Origin of the sequence: Chlamydia psittaci 6BC (assembly GCF_000204255.1) — a bacterium.
GTDB lineage: Bacteria > Chlamydiota > Chlamydiia > Chlamydiales > Chlamydiaceae > Chlamydia > Chlamydia psittaci.
On the sequence record NC_017287.1, the window covers coordinates 465,354 to 484,928 of the forward strand.

Consider the following 19,575-nt stretch of genomic DNA (forward strand, 5'->3'; position numbering starts at 1 on the left):
GTAAGATTCCTCAATACATACTTCCTATATATCTGTGAGATTGCTGCAGCAGGAGTGCTCTGAGCAACATTTCGCAACAGGAGGCTGTTCAGATTTCATAGAAGCATGCTCTGCTTCTTTCGCGAGTTTTGCGTAGTGATTTTTTATTTTCCGCATTTTCTTACAAAGAATAAATGGTTCGATTAACGACCAAACAAAGAAGCCAAGAAGCGGTGCAGTCAGGAATTGTATGAATTCGGAATTCAAAGCTACAGCCCTGCGCATTTTGACTTTCCCAGAAGCCATGGATACACTTTGAAGCATATTCAATAAGATAGGCATGGCGATCACAATCAATGCGCATATGAATAGATAAGTTTTGTACTTTCTAAAATGTTTCTTAGGCGCTAAAGGCTCTCCTTTGAATAACGTTCTATAAAAGATGAATACAGGTATAGATGGTGATAGAAAAAAGATCAAATTTACGATCGTTGACATAATGCTTGGTTGCGGCACAACACTCTCCATGTTTTTCGATCAATATACCTTAGCTTTTCTTCTGTAAATCCGTCGAGATTTTTATTATAAAATAATTTCTATACTTTAAAATAATATTTTATTCTATTTGGTATTTAAAATTGATCAATAGAAGTTTTTAATAAATTAAAAAATGAAAAATATAATTAAAAATATAAATACACAGTATGCTAATGCTACCACTTCGGAGGAATCAAATGAAACTTCCAATAATGAGAATGAGGTTGTTGAAAATCAGAATGTGATTCCCGATGAGAAGATTCTATTTTCTTGTGTTAATAGTGATGGCACAAGTAAGAATGTCATGCGTCAACCATGGAACGTTTCCAATCACAGAATTACCAACATAGTCAGAGGTACTGATGACCCCGCTCCTCAGGGGAGTATTGCTTTAAAAAGCGATCTCAGTGATTACCTGCAAAAAGGAGAAATCACCACCGCGGGAATCTTTTTAAGAACTACCGGTGGATTAATGATCGGTGATATTGACATGGGATCTGCTCATACTGTGGTGGGTCTACCTACTTCGTATAAAACCACTGTTGTAGATTCTGCGAATGTGGCCTCTGTTGGTATGGTAGAGGAGGACATAGGTGCTCTTGCTCACAAGGTAACCGATCTGATTAATCGTATCAATCAACTGACATCTCAAAATGGTTTAGATCAAATTATTAAGGATCTAGGCACACCGACTAGTACAGGAACACCGCCTAATGTCACCCTGACAAAACCTGGGGAGGCTAAATGGTTAGTGCGTGCCGGTGGGAATTCTATGCAGGGAGATTTGAGATTTCAAAAAATCGAACAAAGCTCGCCAACGGCGCCAGAACCTACTATTACTAATCTTGTGATATCAGGAACTAAAAAAAACAAAGCAACGGCTGCCTTAGGCGCGATTTCTACGGGAACTTCGAAGGATAATCTCCAAAGAATGGTTGCTGTAGATGATATCACAAAAACGTTGCAGAGTATAACACCTGAAAGTAATGCGTATCCCAATTGGTCGGGAATGGACATTCCATGTGTCTGTTTAAAACAAGCTGCTAATGGATCATCACCCATAGATTATGATAAATCTAAAAACTCTGAGCTATATATCCAGACTAAAGATGGGGATGGCGTTACGCTATTGCGCAGAGGCATCTACTGTGTTTCTTTTTGCTATGACTTTACTCAGACAGAACCTCCTGCTCCTCCTTCTCCTCCAGATCCTTCTGTTCCTACTACGCCTCCTGATGCTAAATCCTCAGAGGTCAGTTGCACATTATCCCTTAAACCTAAAGAAGGGGAGAAAAATGAGTGTTATAAAGTTACGGGGAAAGCGAACTCTAGTTTGATAGGAAAGACTTATATTTTTGTTCCTGGTGATCAAGCGTCAGTATCAACAGATTTAAGTTTTGAGGTTTCATCTAGTCCAGCGGTTGCCAAACGTACTTGGACGATAACTTTTATAGGCGCGGCTTATTAAATTATGAACAAGGCTAAGTAATGAACTTAGCCTTATTTTAGCAACAGAAACTATGGGGTAGTTGCTGCTGGAAAGATGGACGGAAGTAAAGTCGTTTGCCATGACCATGAAGAGAGGTTTAGACTTGTCTTGCTTGCACGGGAAGGAGTACCATTTGCTGCTGGAGGGGTGAATTTCAGTTTTAGGTCAGAAGGTTTTTGTACAGGTATCTGGAAGAATAAATTCTGTCCCGATATAGCTGAAACGGTATAGACTACAGTGTCAGTTTTAGTCGTTCTGTTAGCTGGTTCCGAGCTTTCTGTTCCTGTTGCAGATGGATTTAATATAACACTAATGTTTGCAGAAGTACTCTCGCTCCAATTAGCTGTTACAGATAGTGTTAAAATCCCAGTGGATAACACTTTTATTGTTTGTTTATCAGAATCTTCAATTTTTAAGTACTTATCTGATATTGGTGTGCTGCTTACATTATCAGCTTTTGTTTGTCCTGTAGCTCCTTCTGTTCCTGCTTCGCCACCTTGAGAGGCCTCCATTCTTATTGGTGCGGGTGGTACTGGCTTGGGAATACTGGGAGAAGGTGTTACTGGTGATTCATCAGGATCCGAAACAGGTGAAACTGGGGTTGCTGGAGCCGGAGCCGGTGGTGGTGGTGGTGCAGGTGGTGGTGGTGGAGTCGGGGTTTTCCAGTCAAAATAGTCTGTAACTGATGTTGATCCAGTGATCGTATTTCCTAAAAAACCAATTTGAGGGGTAGAGATTTTGGATTGCACATACTCGACATTAGCAGCGTCTTTAGGATTAGCCTCTGTGGGAGTTTTGATATTTTTAACCGCGTTGTTTCCCATATCCAAATCACCTGACATGGTGCTACCAGAAATGCTTACAAACAGTGAAGTATCAGGAGCTGGCTCTTCGGGTTCCTCTCCTTCCGGGGGAGCCTCCTGACTCGGCGGTATTCCTAAAGCAGCTTCAATGACGCTCACCTTACTCGATATACCAGACAGTTTCGTGACCGCTTCATTAATATCAGGGTTATTTGTTACTGTATTGGCTGTTGCCATAACATAGCCTACAGTTGCTGCAGCTGAAGGGTCTAAAGTCTTTGATTCTCCAGTTGCATCAGGCATCTTCACATTGGTAATCGAGTTTCCTCCCATATTGATGTTCCCTGACATGGTCCCACCTTTTGTAGATAAGTACCCCGAATTAGGGTCAGTCTTAGACACGTAGTTGGATTGTAGGTAGTCTAAGGATACAGCATCGGAATTTTGTTTCGGTGCTGCTAAGCCACTGATATTTTGATTATTCATATCAATGGGTTTTGTTGATGTGATGGTTGATCCCGTTAGAGTAAATAAAGCGGGGTTAGTCTCTACTTTTGCTCGTACTCTGCTTTGGATATTTTCTAATGAGAAATCATCGTTTACTTTATTATCTGTTTTATCTTTCATATTTTTAATAACAATTAATTGTCTTTTTAATAAAATCCAATAACAATTATTAATTATTATTAAAATTAAAAAGAAATGTTCATGATTTCTTCAGCAATAGTATCATGAAATAAACGACCTTGTTTATTTAAGAATAAAAATTCGTTATTGCTATCGAAGAGTTCTTTAATAAGAGGAAGGGAGGCAAGAGACTCCATTAATGGAGCAGGGAAATCTTTCCATCTAGCTCCTTCGGTAAGACGTAATCTTAGAGCTAGAGCTTCTTTGATGCGTTCGTTTTCTGGTAAGCTCTCTGTAGATTCATGAACAGGAAGATTTTTACGTACTGCACGTAGATACTGAGAGATTCTTGAGAGATTTTTTGACCGTACCTTATGCATATATTGTGAGGCAGAAACTCCTAAACCTAGAAAGGGTTTATCTGTCCAATAATACAGATTATGTTTGGATTGCGCTTGAGGTTTTGCATAAGAGGCGAGTTCATAACGAGAAAATCCACGTGAGGTAAGGAGTTCTTCAGCAGATAGGCTCATCGCGGCAAGTATGTCATCATTAGCAATGGAGGAAGCTAGAATACGACGGTGCTTATAAAAAGATGTATGAGGGTCTAGGGTGAGATTATAAAGAGAGATATGCGAAATCGGAAGAGTCAGGGCTTGATGAAGGTCCGCGATAAAATCTGCTAGGGATTGTGTTGGCAGACCATAAATAAGATCTATGGAGATATTATTATATCCATGTTCATAACAGCGGTGTACAGCGTCTATAGATGCTGCTGAGGAGTGGATCCTGCCTAAGGCTTTAAGAAGGGGATCATGAAAAGTTTGTGCTCCAATACTAATCCTATTCACAGCAGTGAGAAGCAGTTCTCTTAAATAGACCTCAGAAAGATCTTCGGGATTAGCTTCTAGGGTGATTTCTTGAGCGTGGGGAGCGAGCGTTTGAATTATGTTGTGAAGATAGTGTGGAGGAATTAATGAGGGTGTTCCTCCACCAAGAAATACAGTATCTATGAAATGCGTGTCCTTGATCGTAGAAAGTTTTTGCAAACCCTCTTGAAGAATCGCATTACAATACAAATTTACCGATTCAGAGTTGTAAGGAATCGTATAAAAGCTACAGTAATGACACTTCTTTGAACAGAAAGGAAAATGGATATAAAGGGCTAAAGGCGATTTACCATTCATTAGCATCGGGGTCAACAATGCCCCCACGTCTCCAACGATTTCGGTCGCTAAAAGGATCCTCGTCATCGTCACTAGAGTAATCGATTTCTGCAGCACCTTCTTCTCGATCTTCATCATGAAGATCGATTTCTACGGTCTCACCGGGATCAATATCAATTTCAGTTTCCGTAGCTTCCACAAACTCCATATCAGACATACTTGGCCCGTCAGGATATACCGTTTTTGCAGGACTGCGTCTTGGAGTAACAAACTCTTCAACTTCACCACTTTCTTTTAGAAGTTGCAGACGCTCCTTCTCCTCATGGATTTTGTTTTCTAAAGAACGCATTTCTTCTTTGTGACGGTCGATTTCTTTTTTAGGAACCAAACCCAATTGCATCCACTGGGTTAAGTCACGTAATTCAGATTCGAGTTTTTTTAGACGTTCACTTTTCATCTAGTGGGCACCATCCTGTATTCTAGAGAGCAGATGTAATGTATCCTTTGCTTTTTTTCAACTATAGAAAAAAAACAAAGATTGTTTTTTTTGAAAAATAAAAATTTGCTATGAAACGAAATTCAGATCGCATCTATCGAGAACAAATATCATATGGATTCAGAGTTTGCTGGACAAGTCCATTCTTCGGATATGGATTGGATCGAGGCTATGTTTCAAAAATTTCTAAATCATGAAACATTGGATCCTTCATGGAAATATTTTTTTGAAGGATACCAATTAGGTCAGGAAGGTGCTGCCTCAGCATCTTCAGGAAATGAAGAAGCATACGCTGCTCTGCAAGAAAAGAAAGCTCAATTCCTTTGTATGATATACCGTTATTATGGTTATTTACAAAGTCAGATTTCTCCCTTAACTTCCGTTAATCCTTCTCCTTTGATTCAAGAAAAGATCAAGAATATAGATCTTAATGAAATTGTCCCTTCTTTAGGTCTCCTCCCTCAGCCTAAAGTTCCTGTGCGTGATTTAATCCAAGCATTAAAAAACTTTTACTGTCGTAGTATCTCTGTAGAAACCCTTGCGTGTTCTCCTCAATTGCAAGAGTATGTATGGAAGCTCATGGAGAGTAAGCCTCCTCAACGATCTCCAGAAGAGCTTTTGCGTTCCTATCAAGATATATGTAAGGCAACCTTTTTTGAAGAGTTCTTACAAATAAAATTTACAGGGCAGAAAAGGTTCTCCTTAGAAGGGTGTGAAAGTTTGGTCTCCATGCTTGAACATCTTGTTCGCTACGGTGTTACTCAAGATATCACAAGTTACATTCTTGGTATGGCTCACCGTGGGCGGTTGAATGTTTTAACTAATGTTTTAGGCAAGCCTTATTCCCAAGTGTTTATGGAGTTTGAGGATAATCCTCAATCTCGAGGTTTAGATACAGTTGGTGATGTGAAGTATCACAAGGGATATGTAGCTAGATCTCTTGGTAAAAATGGTGAGGAAGTGACATTCGTCATGTTGCCAAATCCTAGCCATTTAGAAGCTGTGGATCCTGTTGTTGAGGGGGTTGTGGCAGCTTTGCAACATCAAGCGGATTCTGGTAAGGAACATTCTTGTTTAGCGATTCTTGTTCATGGCGATGCCGCATTTTCAGGACAAGGAGTCGTGTATGAGACTTTACAATTAAGTCAGATTCCTGGGTATTCCACAGGGGGAACGTTACACATTGTTGTAAACAACCATATAGGATTTACTGCTCAGCCTAGAGAATCACGCTCCACACCTTACTGTACAGATATTGCTAAGATGTTGGGCATCCCGGTATTTCGTGTGAATGCTGAGGATGTTTTCGCTTGTTTGCAGGCTATAGAGTATTCTCTGAAGGTACGTGAAGAATTTAGTTGCGACGTAATTATCGATTTATGCTGTTATCGTAAATACGGTCATAATGAAAGTGATGATCCTTCAATAACAGCGCCTCTGCTCTACGATGAAATTAAGAAAAAACAGACCATTCGCGAGATTTATAAGAAGTATTTGTTAGATAACTATCGTGAAGAAATCTCCGAAGATCGTTTGGAGAAACTTGAAAAAAGCGTTCAGGATACTCTCAACAAAGAATTCCAATCATTAAAGCAAGAAGAAAACCACAAACTCCCCAAAAGAGATTGTCGTCATTGCGATCGTATGGATCTCGGTGAGTTATTAATGAATGATATCGATGTTTCCTTAACGCGTGATACGGTATTTCATATAAGTTCTAAATTGTGTGGTCTTCCTGAAAACTTTACACCCCATCCTAAGGTAAAAGCTCTGCTTGATAAGAGAATGAAAATGGCTAAAGGAGAAATTGGCTATGATTGGGGGATGGCGGAAGAGCTAGCCTTTGCTTCTTTATTGATCGAGAAATTTTCCCTACGTCTTTCAGGACAAGATGCTATTCGTGGGACCTTCAGCCAGCGACATTTATTATGGAGTGATATCCAATCTGGAGATACTTACACACCTTTGTATCATTTATCTCCTGATCAAGGCTCTGTAGATATTTATAATTCGCCATTATCTGAATATGCTGTGCTAGGCTTCGAATATGGTTATGCTCAGCAAGCAGAGCGTACTCTTGTTTTATGGGAAGCGCAATTTGGAGATTTTTCCAATGGAGCGCAGATTATTTTTGATCAGTATATTTCATCTGCGATTCAAAAATGGGATCTACACTCTGATCTCGTTGTTCTTCTTCCTCATGGCTACGAAGGACAGGGGCCAGAACACTCTTCAGCACGTATAGAAAGGTATTTACAGCTGGCTGCGAATTGGAATTTTCAAGTTGTGATTCCTTCTACTCCGGTACAATATTTCCGTATCCTGCGTGAACATACAAAACGAGATTTATCTTTACCCCTGGTGATCTTCACTCCAAAAATGCTTTTGCGGCATCCTGAATGTACAAGCCTTATTGATGAGTTTACGGAACCAGGAGGGTTTCGTCCTATCCTTGAAGATACCGAGCCTAATTATGATGCTAAGGTATTAGTATTGTGTTCTGGCAAGGTATATTATGATTTTAAAGGTGCCTTACCTCAAGAACGTAAGAAAGACTTTGCTTGTTTGCGTATTGAGAGTTTGTATCCTTTACATCTCGAAGATCTTCTTTCCTTGATTGGCAAGTATTCTAAAGTCGAGCATTACGTTTGGCTTCAAGAAGAACCTCAGAATATGGGTGCTTATGATTATATTTTCATGGCTACTGAAGAGATTCTCCCTAAAAAATTAAAGTGCGTTAGCAGACCAAGAAGTAGTTCAACAGCTACAGGTTCTGCACGTCTTAGCCAACAAGAACTTTTAACATTAATGGAAACATTGTTTTCTTTAGGTAATGTATGATCACAGAAGTACGCATTCCAAATGTCGCTGAATCCATAAGCGAAGTCACCATAGCTTCTCTTTTGGTGACTTCAGAGAGTCTGGTTCAGGAGAATCAAGGTATTATGGAGATCGAAAGCGATAAGGTAAATCAACTTATCTATGCTCCTATATCGGGAAGGATCGTTTGGTCTGTCGCTGAAGGAGACGTTGTTGCCGTCGGTGGAATCGTTGCTACGATCTATGATGCTAATGAATCTGTTTCCGAAAGTACAGCGAAGGAAACTCCGGTAGAGGAGACAGTAGATGCGGAGATTATTAATTTCCCGAGGTCTACAGCTCACAATCCTCCTTCTGAGGGAAAAACATTTGTTCCTTTACGTGAGAAAATGCAAGAAGAACCGCAACGTTCGGGAGCTAAAAATGAGGTTCGTGAGCGTATGTCATCCATACGCAAAACGATTTCTCGACGTTTAGTTACAGCTCTTCATGAATCAGCAATGTTAACAACATTCAATGAGATTCATATGACCCCTCTGATGCAACTTCGGAAGGAAAAACAAGAGGCCTTTTCTTCTCGCTATAATGTGAAACTCGGTTTGATGTCCTTTTTCATAAAAGCAGTTATTGAAGCTCTGAAGGCTTATCCCCGTGTAAATGCGTATATTGATGGCGATGAAATTGTCTATCGTCAGTATTACGATATTTCCATTGCTGTAGGAACAGAACGCGGTCTTGTTGTCCCTGTGATTCGTGAGTGCGATAAACTCTCTAGTGGCGATATCGAAGTGAAACTTGCAGATTTGGCAAGTAGAGCTCGAGATGGTTTAATTTCTCTTCCAGAGTTAGAAGGAGGAAGTTTCACTATTACCAATGGTGGGGTGTATGGTTCCTTACTTTCTACGCCGATTATCAATCCTCCTCAAGTGGGGATATTGGGAATGCACAAAATAGAAAAACGCCCTGTAGTGATCGATAATACAATCGCCATTGCGGATATGATGTATGTTGCCTTTAGCTACGACCATCGTATCATCGATGGTAAAGAGGCGGTTGGTTTCCTTATCAAAATCAAAGATGCTATAGAACAACCAGAAGGGTTACTTGATTTTTAAAATCATAGGATCATCTAGGAAGAAGAAGAACAGCAGTGACGTTGTTCTTTTTTATAGGTGTATCTATCACGTTAGGTTCTGAATAGTAGTTGCGGTACCGAGAAGAGAAGAAAATCTCATGTTCGGTATATGTACACCGTTCAGAAATCGTAATTTTAGAACTTGAGATTCCAAGATCTAGCAACTGTTTTCTCGCTATAGCACGGAAATCCAAATGATTTTCCTTTGGCATGAAGGCAAAAAAACTCGGGGGAAAAAGCTCTCTATAATCGGGATAAATTGCATAATCCGGACCTAGAGAAGGGCCTATCACAACAATCAAGTCTTGGGGACGGGAGTTATATACACGTTTTAATGTAGCTACAGTTACTGCGTAGATATTTCCCACAAGTCCTCGCCATCCACAATGTACATTAGCGACGACATGATTTTCTGGATCGTAGAAAATAGCCGGTTGGCAATCAGAATGTCGGATATGTAGAGAAAGCATAGGATCATGAGTATACAATCCATCAGCAGGGCATCCTGAAGGGGTTGTATATGCAGCATGACGTAAACTCGTGCTATGCACTTGATGGAGATCACAAAAACGTTCAGCACCTAGAGCTTTACGGATCTCATCATTTTTAGGTACATAGACGTAGCCTTCTGCATCTGTTTGCTTAGGGAACAATCCATGACGTAGGGGGAGGTCGGAGAGCTCTGGGAAAGTTAGTTTATTTAGGTGGTTACCTGTAGTCGTAGATTGTGCCATAGCTAAAAATGTCTCATTCAGGATCTTTCCATACACCATGTTCTTTCAGAAGACTTACAAGCTCTTCTTCAGCTTTTTCCATGGGGATATGCGCTTTCACGCATGTGTGTTTGACATAGAGATCGATCATTCCGGTTTTAGACCCTACAAATCCAAAATCAGCATCTGCCATTTCTCCTGGGCCGTTAACAATACATCCCATAACGGCAATTTTTAATCCTACAAGATGTTGTGTTTTGTCGTGAATACGTTTTGTCACTTCAGGAAGGTCAAAGAGAGTTCTTCCGCATCCAGGACATGAGATATACTCGGTTTTTACTAAACGTACGCCAGCACTTTGTAAGGTGCCGAAGGCAATTTCTCGAACTGCGGTAAGTGGAATATTAGGAAGATCCAAAATTACAGCTTCTCCTAAACCATCCAGGAGTAGTGCTCCGAATTCTGTAGCTATAGCCACCGCTGCTTCAGATTCATCATCGAGATCTTTTGAAAATACCAATTTTACAGGTTGTTGCTCACATTCTTTATGTTCAAAGAACTCTCTTGTACTGTGAATAAACGGAGGTGAGGCGTGAAAATGCACGAAAGGCGCACTTAACACTTCCTCTTTGTTCCAGATCTCTTTGTTATAATCATAAAGGCAGGGTACTTCATGATGATGGAAAACAATGAAGTGCTCTTCTAATTTTTCAAGAATCGAAGTGCCAATAAAACTTTTTGGAACAACCACGCCATCAGGAGCGGTGAACTCTTTTTTCCCATTTTTAGGGTTGATTCCTAATTGCTCAAGTAGATGTTCAACTGTGGTATTTAAGATATGATCTTCATTCAGTTTAACAAAAACACCATAAACAGATCCCCAAGGGGTTGTTTTTGTGATTTTCTTGGAAGCATTGACGAAACTTTCAGAATTTTCTAAAGCAAAAGGGTTATTTCTCTTAGGAAGATTCAGGTATGTCTCTGTATGTTTTAATAAACTTTCACAAACAGGGACTTCTTGTGTCGGACACCCTGTTAAAGAACAACGAATGGTATCACCTAAACCTTCTGTGAGGAGAGTCCCTATACCAACAGCGGATTTAATAATCCCATCCATTCCCATTCCTGCTTCAGTAACCCCTAGATGTAGAGGATAATGCCAGCCACGGGCGTCAAGATCTTTAGCTAACTGACGGTACGCAGCAACCATGACTTTAGGGTTGCTAGACTTCATGGAGAAAACAACATCTCGGTAATCAAGCTTTTCACATATTTCAATATACTCAAGTGCCGAAACTACCATACCCTCAATGGTATCGCCATAACGTTGCATAACACGTTCGGAAAGAGAACCGTGATTCACTCCAATTCTCATTGCTTTCCCTAGACGCTTACATTTCTCAACAAGAGGAGAGAATTTTTCTTCTAATCGAAGAAGGCTGTCGGCATATTGTTTATCTGTATATGTTTTCCCCGTGAACATGTTGCGTTTATCAACGAAGTTTCCTGGGTTAATACGGACTTTGTCTACAAAATCTGCGACATGCATCGCTGCTTGAGGAAAGAAATGGATATCAGCTACAAGAGGAACATCTATGCCTAAGGCAAGCAAACGTTCTTTTATATGCTCGCATGCTTGAGATTCTTTAATTCCTTGTACGGTAACACGAACAATTTCACACCTAGCTTCTACTAAGGCACAGATTTGCTCAACCGTAGCGTCAACATCTGCTGTAGGGGTTGTTGTCATTGATTGCGTTTTTATCGAGTGGTCGCTACCTACATAAAGATTCCCAATTTTGACAGAATGCGTGTAACGTCTAACAGCTTGTTCTTGGGCTGGGGGATTGATCATAAAAACCTAAAATAGTTCTAAAAGGGCTGCTATAGAGAGGGCAAAAAGCGCTTTAAAAGCAAACCGAAAACCAAGTCTAGACTATTTGAGGGTATTCATCAAAAAGAAAAATATAAATTAAATAAAAACTTAACTTTCACAATCACATTTTTTGTTTTTAAAGTTTTTATTTGATTAGTTTAAAAAACTCATATTGATGAACTTATAGAATTTTAGGGCAGCCCAACCATTCTCTGAGATGAGAAAAGATAGAGGTTGTGCTGCTTTTGAGAAGAAAACCTTAATCGTCTTCCAAATCATCAATATCAATTTGTTTGTAAGATACAGGTTTGGGTTTGTGTAGAGGGTTGCTTCCTATACCGTAGAGACACACAGTTAGGTTATTCTCGGGGTCTTGTGCTATTTCAGCTAAGGCTGAGGATAGTGCTGTGGCAACTCTACTTTCAAAATCACTATCAAGTGGTGCAAACATGTCAATATAGGGGGCATCAAGCTGATTTTTAGGGAACAAAAGATCGTTTCCGTAAATGCTAATGCTGTGCACACCACTAGCTACTAGTGACTGAAAGAAACGAGAAAACATCTCTTTTTGACGGTCAAAGCTTTTCCTCCCATAAAGAGGGTGGCGTGTGTGCTCGAGTTGCTCATTATCTGTTTTTGGGTAATTTCCAAAGGGATTCCACGCACTAATCAGGTATTGAGGACTGTCATCTGTTGCAGATTCTGCGATATTGCTCCACGAACTGCGTGACCATCCTGCAGGTGTTTTCGGTGTTTGCGAAAATTCTGCTAAATTTGTATTCCAACCACGAGTTCCAATTTCTATTTTAAATAAATCTAAAGAACTATTCCGCATAGTTTCGGGACGCGTCAGATCTGCTTCTGGAGGTATGAAACATACCCGCGATACACCTGTGCCGCGATCCATAATAGGAGATAGGAATGATGGAGTTTTAAAAGTTACGAGTTTGACTTTGGAGTTGTTTTTTGCTGTAAAGACGTCGATATCTTCAACTCCAGGGGCTTGCATATTTTTAGGTAGTGATGAGCTCTCTGTGAAATTTGCTTTCAAAGAGTTGGCAAGATCGGAAGAAAGGAAGTCATAGGGCCTGTTTGCTTCTAAAGCGCTTTCTATTTTCCCCCTAATATCTTTTTTCATTTTGCTGGGTAGAAGCGCAATGGAGGCTCCTAATAAAATAGTTCCTAAGGTAACGCCAATAGCTGTAGCAATCACTAGGCCAGGGGCTCCAAGCACTCCGAGAGTAATCCCACAGGCAATTCCTCCAGCTAAAGCAAGTCCGCCTATGATCGCAAGCACTTTTCGAGTAGTCTCTCGAGTGTTTGGGTTATATAAAACCCTATTCAGATAGCCTTTTACGGGGAATCTGTCCTTAGGATTTAAATTAAATAGTTGGTGTGGGGGTAATGGATGATTACCCGAGGGAATTTTTTCATGTGACATAATTAAAATTATAAAAATTTTTTTAAATAAAAGTAATAGTGTTATTTATATTATTTATTGTCTATTGAAAATGAGTGATTTACAATATTGAGTATTTCACAATGGAAGTCCTAATCCCGGGGAACTCACAATAACAACGTTCATAATGGTGTCAGGCTGTGAGGTTGCAAAATTGATTAATGCAGCAACCAAACCTGTTTGTATAGCAGCCTTCCAATCAGCTGCTACTTGAGGATTTGAGGAGAGCTGAGTAGGCGCAGTGGAAATTAGGGGAATTTGAATCATGTCCACACCTTGTCTGATAGCCTCGTTTAGGCAATTAGTATACGTAGCTTTTGCCAGGGCAAAAGCAATCACGGGATGGTGATTATAGAGTTCAGGATCAAGCTCCTGAATGATGCCTAGGAAATTAGGTAATCCTAGTTGTTTCTTGTTGCTAGAGCCATCAGAGTTTTTCCATGGTATGGAGATACATTGACCTTCCTGCATCTCTATAGGAATTTCGTCAGAGATGTTTAAAGTGCATAAGTCTGAAAGGAGTGTATTCCGTTCTAATACGATCATGAGGTTGCAACAGCAATGCACACGTGGGGAATAAACGGTTCCTGTAGTTGCAAAGAGAACGGTTTTTGAATTGTTAATTTTCCAAACCTTATTTAATAGGGAAGGGGTAGTTTCTCCGAAGATGCGCGGTAAGGTGTTCCACGTATTCACTACTTCACAGTATTGTTCTAAAATTTTTGTATGTTTTGTGTTTTCATTGATTTCAATTAAGAATGGCGTACCTAGAAGAGGTGTAACATCTTTTTGTTGTAATTTCTGTTGAGAGGTTCTCCTAAGAAGAAATAGAGACGCAATAACAAGAGGAATTGCGAAGGCGCAAATAGAGAACAGAGGGAATATTCCTGTAACTAAAGAAGAAATAATAGCTCCGAGTATAGCTAAGTACGCGAAGACAAGCATAATAATAATCGGGAGGATTCTTGATACTATGCTACTTTTTTTGGGGGATATTTCGGGGTAGGATTGTATGTGTTTGAAAGATGCGGCAGTGAGATCGGATATCATATTATGGTAAAGAAGGATGCTTGGATTTTTGAGCCGTCTTCGCGATATCGTGAAAAAATACTCAGTTTAAAGTAGAGACGAAGATGCTCTCAATTTTATACATCTTTTTCTTAGTGTTTATGTTTTGCTATTCAATGTTATCGATATAGTAAAGATAATACAACAAAGTTGGCAACTTAGATTTTATTCAGAAGTTGAGCTGCTATAATTCATCTCAAATGTGCCTTGCAAGCCCTTTTGTACGTTTATTCAAAGTACTTATAGGTAGAAATATAAACACACCATCAGCACGTTTTCTATAAGAAAATGTCTTGGGATTTTGCTTCTAGGAGCAATAAGAGAGGATCTTGGGGTTATGATGCCATAGATCTACAACACATACTTGTTGTAGATCCACGACAAGGTGATCTTATGTTAGCCTAAGGGGGGATTAGCGATATCTGTGACAACAATGATCATTTGAGAATTTGGATTTTGCGTAGCAAAATTCGTAACAGCAGTTACTAAGGCTGCTTTCACAGCATCTATCCATTCAGCTCGCACAGTACCTCCTGCTAGATTTGCTGGAGGAGCGAAAAGGCTGGATGAGATAAGGGGTAACTGAACATATTTGGCGCCTTTTTCCACAGCTTTAGCTAAACAATTTTCATAGGCTTTAGTTACGGTCTCATAGCATCTGAGTGCGTCATTATTCAGTTGGTTGGCTGTTGGTCCTAAAAGTTGTGCGAGTAATGCAGGAGCCGAAGAGTCCCCGTCATTGGTTGTGCCGTTTGCATTTATCCATTTACCCGCAGTACATTCGCCAATATTTAAACGTGCCTTGCCTTCGGTGGAATTTTGCCATCCTCGACGACTAACTGCTCGAGTAAAGACGTAATTAGTTCCTCCGCCATGTCTGTACATAGTATCGTTGGCAGCATTTACTAGCATAGGGGTGAGGTCTTTGGTGAGGAATCTAGGTGTAGTAATGTCACCGCATGTAGAGACAAGTACTGTTTCAGTATGAGGGACCTGCCATCCCGAGAAAGTGGTGTTTTGGTCGATAGGATCAAATTGAGGGGTTTGGATATCTTGTCGGGATGCGAGTTTCGTCAGACCGTCAAGTAATTCCGTAAAATTCGGGACAGTTTGCAAAGGAGCCGCTGCAGCTGCAGGCAAAACCTGAGGTGGAGGAGTTGGAGATGATGGTACATCCTGAGGCTCTTGGAATGTTTGGGGTAGTGGTACATCCTGAGGAGCTGGGAATGTTGAGGATGGTGGTACATCCTGAGGCTCTTGGAATGTTGAGGACGGTGGTATATCCTGAGGCTCTTGGGATGTTTGGGGTAGTGGTATATCCTGAGGAGCTGGGAATGTTGAGGATGGTGGTATATCTTGAGGATCTTGGAATGTTGGAGAAGGAGGAGGAGTGTACTCTGGTGTTGATAGATCTTCTGATTGGAAAGAAAGAGGTGGAGAAAGGTCGGGTATGGATAGTTCTGATCCTCTTTCTGGGAAAGTCTCTTGAGGAAGAGATGATGAAGCAACAAGCTCTTTATTAAGAAGAATACAACACGCTACGGCTATGATAGAGCAAGCAACTACGGCAGCAGCAAGAGCTGGCATCGAAAAAGTAATAGCTAAAGCAAGGGTTGTTACCACGCCAATAAAGGCTAAGCCCGCGATGGTTGCAAGGGCTGCCTTTTTAACTTCTGTATTATTTCTATTACCTGGTATTGCGGAGGTCTCGGAAAGGAGTTGAGACGGCTCACGATTATGAATAGGTTGAAACATAAAATATTAATTTTTTTTATGACTAAAAGTTATTAATATTTTAACGTATTCCAGCCTTAGGGTATAGAGAGTTTTTTTTCAAGAACTTCGGGCCCAAAACGCAAGTTTTCCCGGAATGTAAAGCAAACCTTACATACCTCGCCCGTATATAAAAATGTCTTAACGTTTTTAATTTTTTAAGGAATGGAGCTTAAAAGGTAATTTTAACACATCCGCCGTTAATTTTACACTGACAGGCAAGACGTTCATTAGAGTCTTCACAATCTCCGAGAAAGTCTTTCTCTTCTTCTGTGAAATTAGAAAGATTTTCTTTGCCTTCTACAACCTCGATAACACAGGTGCCACATACTCCTTCTGTACATGCAAAAGGAATCCCTGAAGATTCACAAGGCTCTGCTATGCTAGAACCGTCTTGAAGTTCAAACTCTTGTGTTTCGTCTTCGGATGCAATAATCAATTTTGCCATTTGTGATTTCCTGAAAATCTTTTAATAACGAGACTAACAATTCGGAGTAGAGGGATTCGAACCCCCGACCTATTGCTCCCAAAGCAACCGCGCTAACCAGGCTGCGCTATACTCCGTACAAATGTCTCTAAGAAATAAAGACGTTAGCACAGAAGAAAATAGTCTACAAGATAAACATAACCTAAAATTCACGAATCTTTATCGTAAGAGTTTTTCTTGAAGATATATGTTTTTTGTCGTTATTGAAGAAAATAAGAGAGTCTCATAAGGGAGGCGCTTGGTGACAAGCAAACAAGAGAAATTATGGAGAATGGCTCTCATTCCCTTAGGTATTCTTCTTTCTTTTTTGATTCCTTTACCTCAGCTACTTTTAGATACTGGTCTATGTATCAACTTTATTTTATCGCTAACCGTTGTATTTTGGGTATTTTCTTTAAAATCTAGCCTTGAAGCTAGGCTCTTCCCTGCGTTATTTTTGTACCTTTGCTTATTTCGTTTAGGATTGAATCTTGCTTCAACGCGATTAATTTTATCCTCCGGTTGGGCATCACCTATGATTTTTTCTTTGGGGAATTTTTTTTCCCTAGGGAGTTTAGGAGCAGGAATTGCTGCCTGCTGTCTGTTTTTTTTAGTAAATTTTCTTGTCATTGCTAAGGGATCTGAAAGAGTCGCCGAAGTACGTGCAAGATTTATTTTAGAAGCTCTTCCTGGCAAGCAAATGTCACTAGATGCCGATCTTGTATCTGGACGAGCCTCTACGATCGATGTGGAAAAACAAAAACAAGATCTTTTTGAAGAGAGCGATTTTTTTTCTTCGATGGAGGGAGTATTTCGCTTTGTAAAAGGAGATGCTGTTGTTAGTTGTATTTTACTCATTGTTAATTCGATAGCAGCTGCCTATTTTGCTTGTTCTTCCGATGGAGAATCAGCAAATTTATGGCTCACCGTGGTAGGAGATGCTTTAGTAAGCCAGGTGCCTGCACTCATGACATCATGTGCGGCAGCTACCTTGATATCCAAGGTTGGCCAAAAAGAATCTCTTCTTGAGTATATGCTAGATTATTACGAGCAAGCGCGAGTGCATTTTCGAACGATTGCTCTTTTATTTTCCTCACTACTGTTTATCCCAGGGACTCCTAAAGCTCCTGTTCTTGCTTTTGCTATTGCATTGCTCATCGCATATAAACAACCCAAGGATATACAGGATCCTGAAACTTTATCTGAAATATTCCAACAAATACATCTCTCTCTTCCTACAGATTACACAGGAGTCAACCCTCACGAGCTATATGCACAAGCACGAGAAGAGATCTTCAATGAAACAGGAGTATTCTTACATCAAGAGATGAAGATTTTTTATCGTGGCAAACAAGCAACTTTGAGTTGCTATGGAAAACATTTTCATCTTGAAGAAATTTCTTTATCTCGTCTTTTGCCAATACTAAGAAATCTACTCCCAGAGGCTATTCACGGAAAGTATGTCAAAATGCTTGTACGACAAGCGCAAAATGTTTTGGGTATCTCTATCGATGAGATTATTCCCAAAAAAATATCTGAAAATTCCTTACTCTTTCTCGTAAAAGGCCTAGTCAAAGAACGTGTATCTTTAAGGTTGTTCCCTAAGGTATTGGAAGCAATAGCGTTATATGGATCTCCAGAAGAAAATCCAGAGATACTCGCCGAGAAAATTAGAAAATACCTAGGGAAACATATAGGAAGAGCTCTTTGGGATCAGAAAAATACACTAGAGATCATCACAGTAGATTCTCATGTAGAACGTATGATAGGTGATTTATATTCAAAATCTAATCCATTAATGTGTGATAAGGTGATTGGCCAAGTACAGACTCTTTTAAATCAATCAGCAGGAGGGGATTTTCGTGCTATCATTACGGGATGCGAGTCGCGTTTCGAACTAAGGAAAATGATAGAACCTCACTTTCCAGATCTACTTGTTTTATCACATAATGAACTTCCAGAAGAAATCCCTATTTCTTTGCTAGGATCAGTTTCTGACGAGGTTTTGACACTTTAATTGTGAAATTTATCTTTTTAAAACAAATAAAATATTTTAATTGAGGTATTGTTTAAAATATTTTTTTTATTTAATCTTAAAATAATTATTGAAAGAAAAAATTTGTGAAAACACAAAATACGCAGAACATTTCTGAGATTTGGGAACTTTATTGGCAGACTCAAGAAATCAAGTATCGAGATACTCTGATTGATTTTTACCTGCACTTAGTTAAGTGTGTGGCTCACCGCCTAATTTCAGGTATGCCTTCCCATGTAAAGACCGAGGATCTTTATGCTTCCGGAGTTGAGGGTTTAGTTCGAGCTGTTGAACGTTTTAACCCTGAAAAGAGTCGTCGTTTTGAGGGGTATGCTTTATTTTTAATTAAAGCAGCAATTATCGATGATTTAAGGAAGCAGGATTGGGTGCCAAGAAGCGTACATCAAAAGGCAAATAAGCTTGCTGATGCTATGGACGCCCTGCGTCTGTCACTCGGGAGAGAGCCTACGGATGGTGATCTTTGTGAGTATTTCCAAATTTCTCAACAAGAGCTTTCTGGCTGGTTTGCTTCAGCTCGGCCCGCATTAATTATTTCTTTAAACGAGGAAAGACCCTCGTTATCTGATGGTGAATCTGGTGTAGCTCTAGAAGAACGCATTGCTGATGAAAGAGCAGAAACAGGATATGACATTGTTGATAAAAAGGAATTCTCTTCATTCTTAGCAAGTGCTATAGAGGGCCTTGAAGAGAAAGAAAGAAAGGTGATGGCTCTATACTACTATGAAGAGCTTGTTCTTAAGGAAATTGGAAAGATTCTAGGAGTTAGCGAATCACGAGTATCCCAGATTCATTCCAAAGCCCTGATCAAGCTCCGAGCGGCTTTATCTGCTTTTCTTTAAGAAATTCTCTCTGGTTGTGGTTTCACATTCAACATGAAGATGCTCATAATTCCAAGAGACAATGCGACTCCCCCAACAGCACTAAGTAATAAGAACCAAAGGTTCAAAGTCAGTGTCATAGCCACACAACTCCCTACCGTTGCTACAATAGCTAGAGTAATAAGAGCTACAGAAATAATACGAGAAACAGTTTTGGAGTGAATAAAATCCACTGCTTTGGCTTGTAAACGGCTGATACAAGAAGTATTTTCTAGAGTTGGGCTTATCATTATT

At 39.9% G+C, this 19,575-nt stretch carries 16 protein-coding genes and 1 tRNA gene; 5 read left to right on the forward strand and 12 right to left on the reverse strand.

Annotated features, from left to right (window positions below; translation table 11 throughout):
* Positions 1-24 precede the first annotated feature (24 nt).
* Complete coding sequence (locus G5O_RS10530) at positions 25-285, reverse strand: hypothetical protein (RefSeq protein WP_013747354.1); 261 nt, start codon at positions 283-285, stop codon at positions 25-27.
* A gap of 364 nt (positions 286-649) precedes the next feature.
* Between G5O_RS10530 and G5O_RS07240 the strand changes: the two genes are divergently transcribed.
* The gene (locus tag G5O_RS07240) at positions 650-1,984 is read left to right on the forward strand and encodes a hypothetical protein (protein ID WP_014518364.1); all 1,335 of its coding nucleotides are present in this window, start codon (positions 650-652) and stop codon (positions 1,982-1,984) included.
* 50 nt (positions 1,985-2,034) lie between these two features.
* On the opposite strand, the gene G5O_RS07245 is transcribed toward G5O_RS07240, so the two are convergent.
* From G5O_RS07245 to G5O_RS07255, 3 genes are all read right to left on the reverse strand, one after another.
* Positions 2,035-3,435: a hypothetical protein gene (locus G5O_RS07245; protein WP_006343093.1), complete on the reverse strand. Its 1,401-nt coding sequence runs from the start codon at positions 3,433-3,435 to the stop codon at positions 2,035-2,037.
* 65 nt (positions 3,436-3,500) lie between these two features.
* Positions 3,501-4,622 carry a radical SAM family heme chaperone HemW gene (hemW, locus tag G5O_RS07250; RefSeq protein ID WP_006343094.1) on the reverse strand — a complete coding sequence of 374 codons (1,122 nt, stop codon included), beginning with the start codon at positions 4,620-4,622 and terminating at the stop codon, positions 3,501-3,503.
* A complete protein-coding gene (locus G5O_RS07255; RefSeq protein WP_006343095.1) occupies positions 4,612-5,058 on the reverse strand; it encodes a hypothetical protein in 447 nt (148 codons plus the stop codon). Before G5O_RS07255 ends, hemW begins: the two co-directional genes overlap by 11 nt.
* A 153-nt stretch (positions 5,059-5,211) precedes the next feature.
* On the opposite strand from G5O_RS07255, the gene G5O_RS07260 reads away from it, so the two are divergent.
* Positions 5,212-7,938, forward strand: a complete 2,727-nt coding sequence (locus G5O_RS07260; RefSeq protein WP_006343096.1) for a 2-oxoglutarate dehydrogenase E1 component — start codon at positions 5,212-5,214, stop codon at positions 7,936-7,938.
* Positions 7,935-9,032: a dihydrolipoyllysine-residue succinyltransferase gene (gene sucB / locus G5O_RS07265; protein ID WP_006343097.1), complete on the forward strand. Its 1,098-nt coding sequence runs from the start codon at positions 7,935-7,937 to the stop codon at positions 9,030-9,032. Before G5O_RS07260 ends, sucB begins: the two co-directional genes overlap by 4 nt.
* Before the next feature lie 10 nt (positions 9,033-9,042).
* On the opposite strand, the gene pgeF is transcribed toward sucB, so the two are convergent.
* The 7 genes from pgeF to G5O_RS07300 form a co-directional block, all read right to left on the reverse strand.
* Entirely contained in the window at positions 9,043-9,786 is a 744-nt protein-coding gene (gene pgeF, locus G5O_RS07270) for a peptidoglycan editing factor PgeF (RefSeq protein WP_006343098.1), read from the reverse strand.
* A 13-nt stretch (positions 9,787-9,799) separates the two neighbouring features.
* Entirely contained in the window at positions 9,800-11,620 is a 1,821-nt protein-coding gene (locus G5O_RS07275) for a 4-hydroxy-3-methylbut-2-en-1-yl diphosphate synthase (RefSeq protein WP_006343099.1), read from the reverse strand.
* A gap of 280 nt (positions 11,621-11,900) precedes the next feature.
* A complete protein-coding gene (locus G5O_RS07280) occupies positions 11,901-13,082 on the reverse strand; it encodes a DoxX family protein (RefSeq protein WP_006343100.1) in 1,182 nt (393 codons plus the stop codon).
* A gap of 96 nt (positions 13,083-13,178) precedes the next feature.
* Positions 13,179-14,150: a macro domain-containing protein gene (locus G5O_RS07285; RefSeq protein WP_013462652.1), complete on the reverse strand. Its 972-nt coding sequence runs from the start codon at positions 14,148-14,150 to the stop codon at positions 13,179-13,181.
* A 414-nt stretch (positions 14,151-14,564) separates the two neighbouring features.
* Positions 14,565-15,923 (reverse strand): macro domain-containing protein, encoded by a 1,359-nt coding sequence (locus G5O_RS07290; RefSeq protein WP_006343103.1) that lies wholly within the window; start codon positions 15,921-15,923, stop codon positions 14,565-14,567.
* Positions 15,924-16,113: 190 nt separating this feature from the next.
* A complete protein-coding gene (locus tag G5O_RS07295) occupies positions 16,114-16,389 on the reverse strand; it encodes a 2Fe-2S iron-sulfur cluster-binding protein (RefSeq protein WP_006343104.1) in 276 nt (91 codons plus the stop codon).
* A 41-nt stretch (positions 16,390-16,430) separates the two neighbouring features.
* Positions 16,431-16,505: transfer RNA gene (locus G5O_RS07300), tRNA-Pro, on the reverse strand.
* A 194-nt stretch (positions 16,506-16,699) separates the two neighbouring features.
* Here G5O_RS07300 and G5O_RS07305 point away from each other — a divergent pair.
* A complete protein-coding gene (locus G5O_RS07305; RefSeq protein ID WP_006343106.1) occupies positions 16,700-18,424 on the forward strand; it encodes an EscV/YscV/HrcV family type III secretion system export apparatus protein in 1,725 nt (574 codons plus the stop codon).
* A 104-nt stretch (positions 18,425-18,528) separates the two neighbouring features.
* Positions 18,529-19,302 carry a FliA/WhiG family RNA polymerase sigma factor gene (locus G5O_RS07310; RefSeq protein ID WP_006343107.1) on the forward strand — a complete coding sequence of 258 codons (774 nt, stop codon included), beginning with the start codon at positions 18,529-18,531 and terminating at the stop codon, positions 19,300-19,302.
* Here G5O_RS07310 and G5O_RS07315 read toward each other — a convergent pair.
* Positions 19,299-19,571, reverse strand: a complete 273-nt coding sequence (locus G5O_RS07315) for a hypothetical protein (RefSeq protein WP_006343108.1) — start codon at positions 19,569-19,571, stop codon at positions 19,299-19,301. The two genes, G5O_RS07310 and G5O_RS07315, sit on opposite strands and share 4 nt — an antisense overlap.
* Between the last annotated feature and the right edge of the window lie 4 nt (positions 19,572-19,575).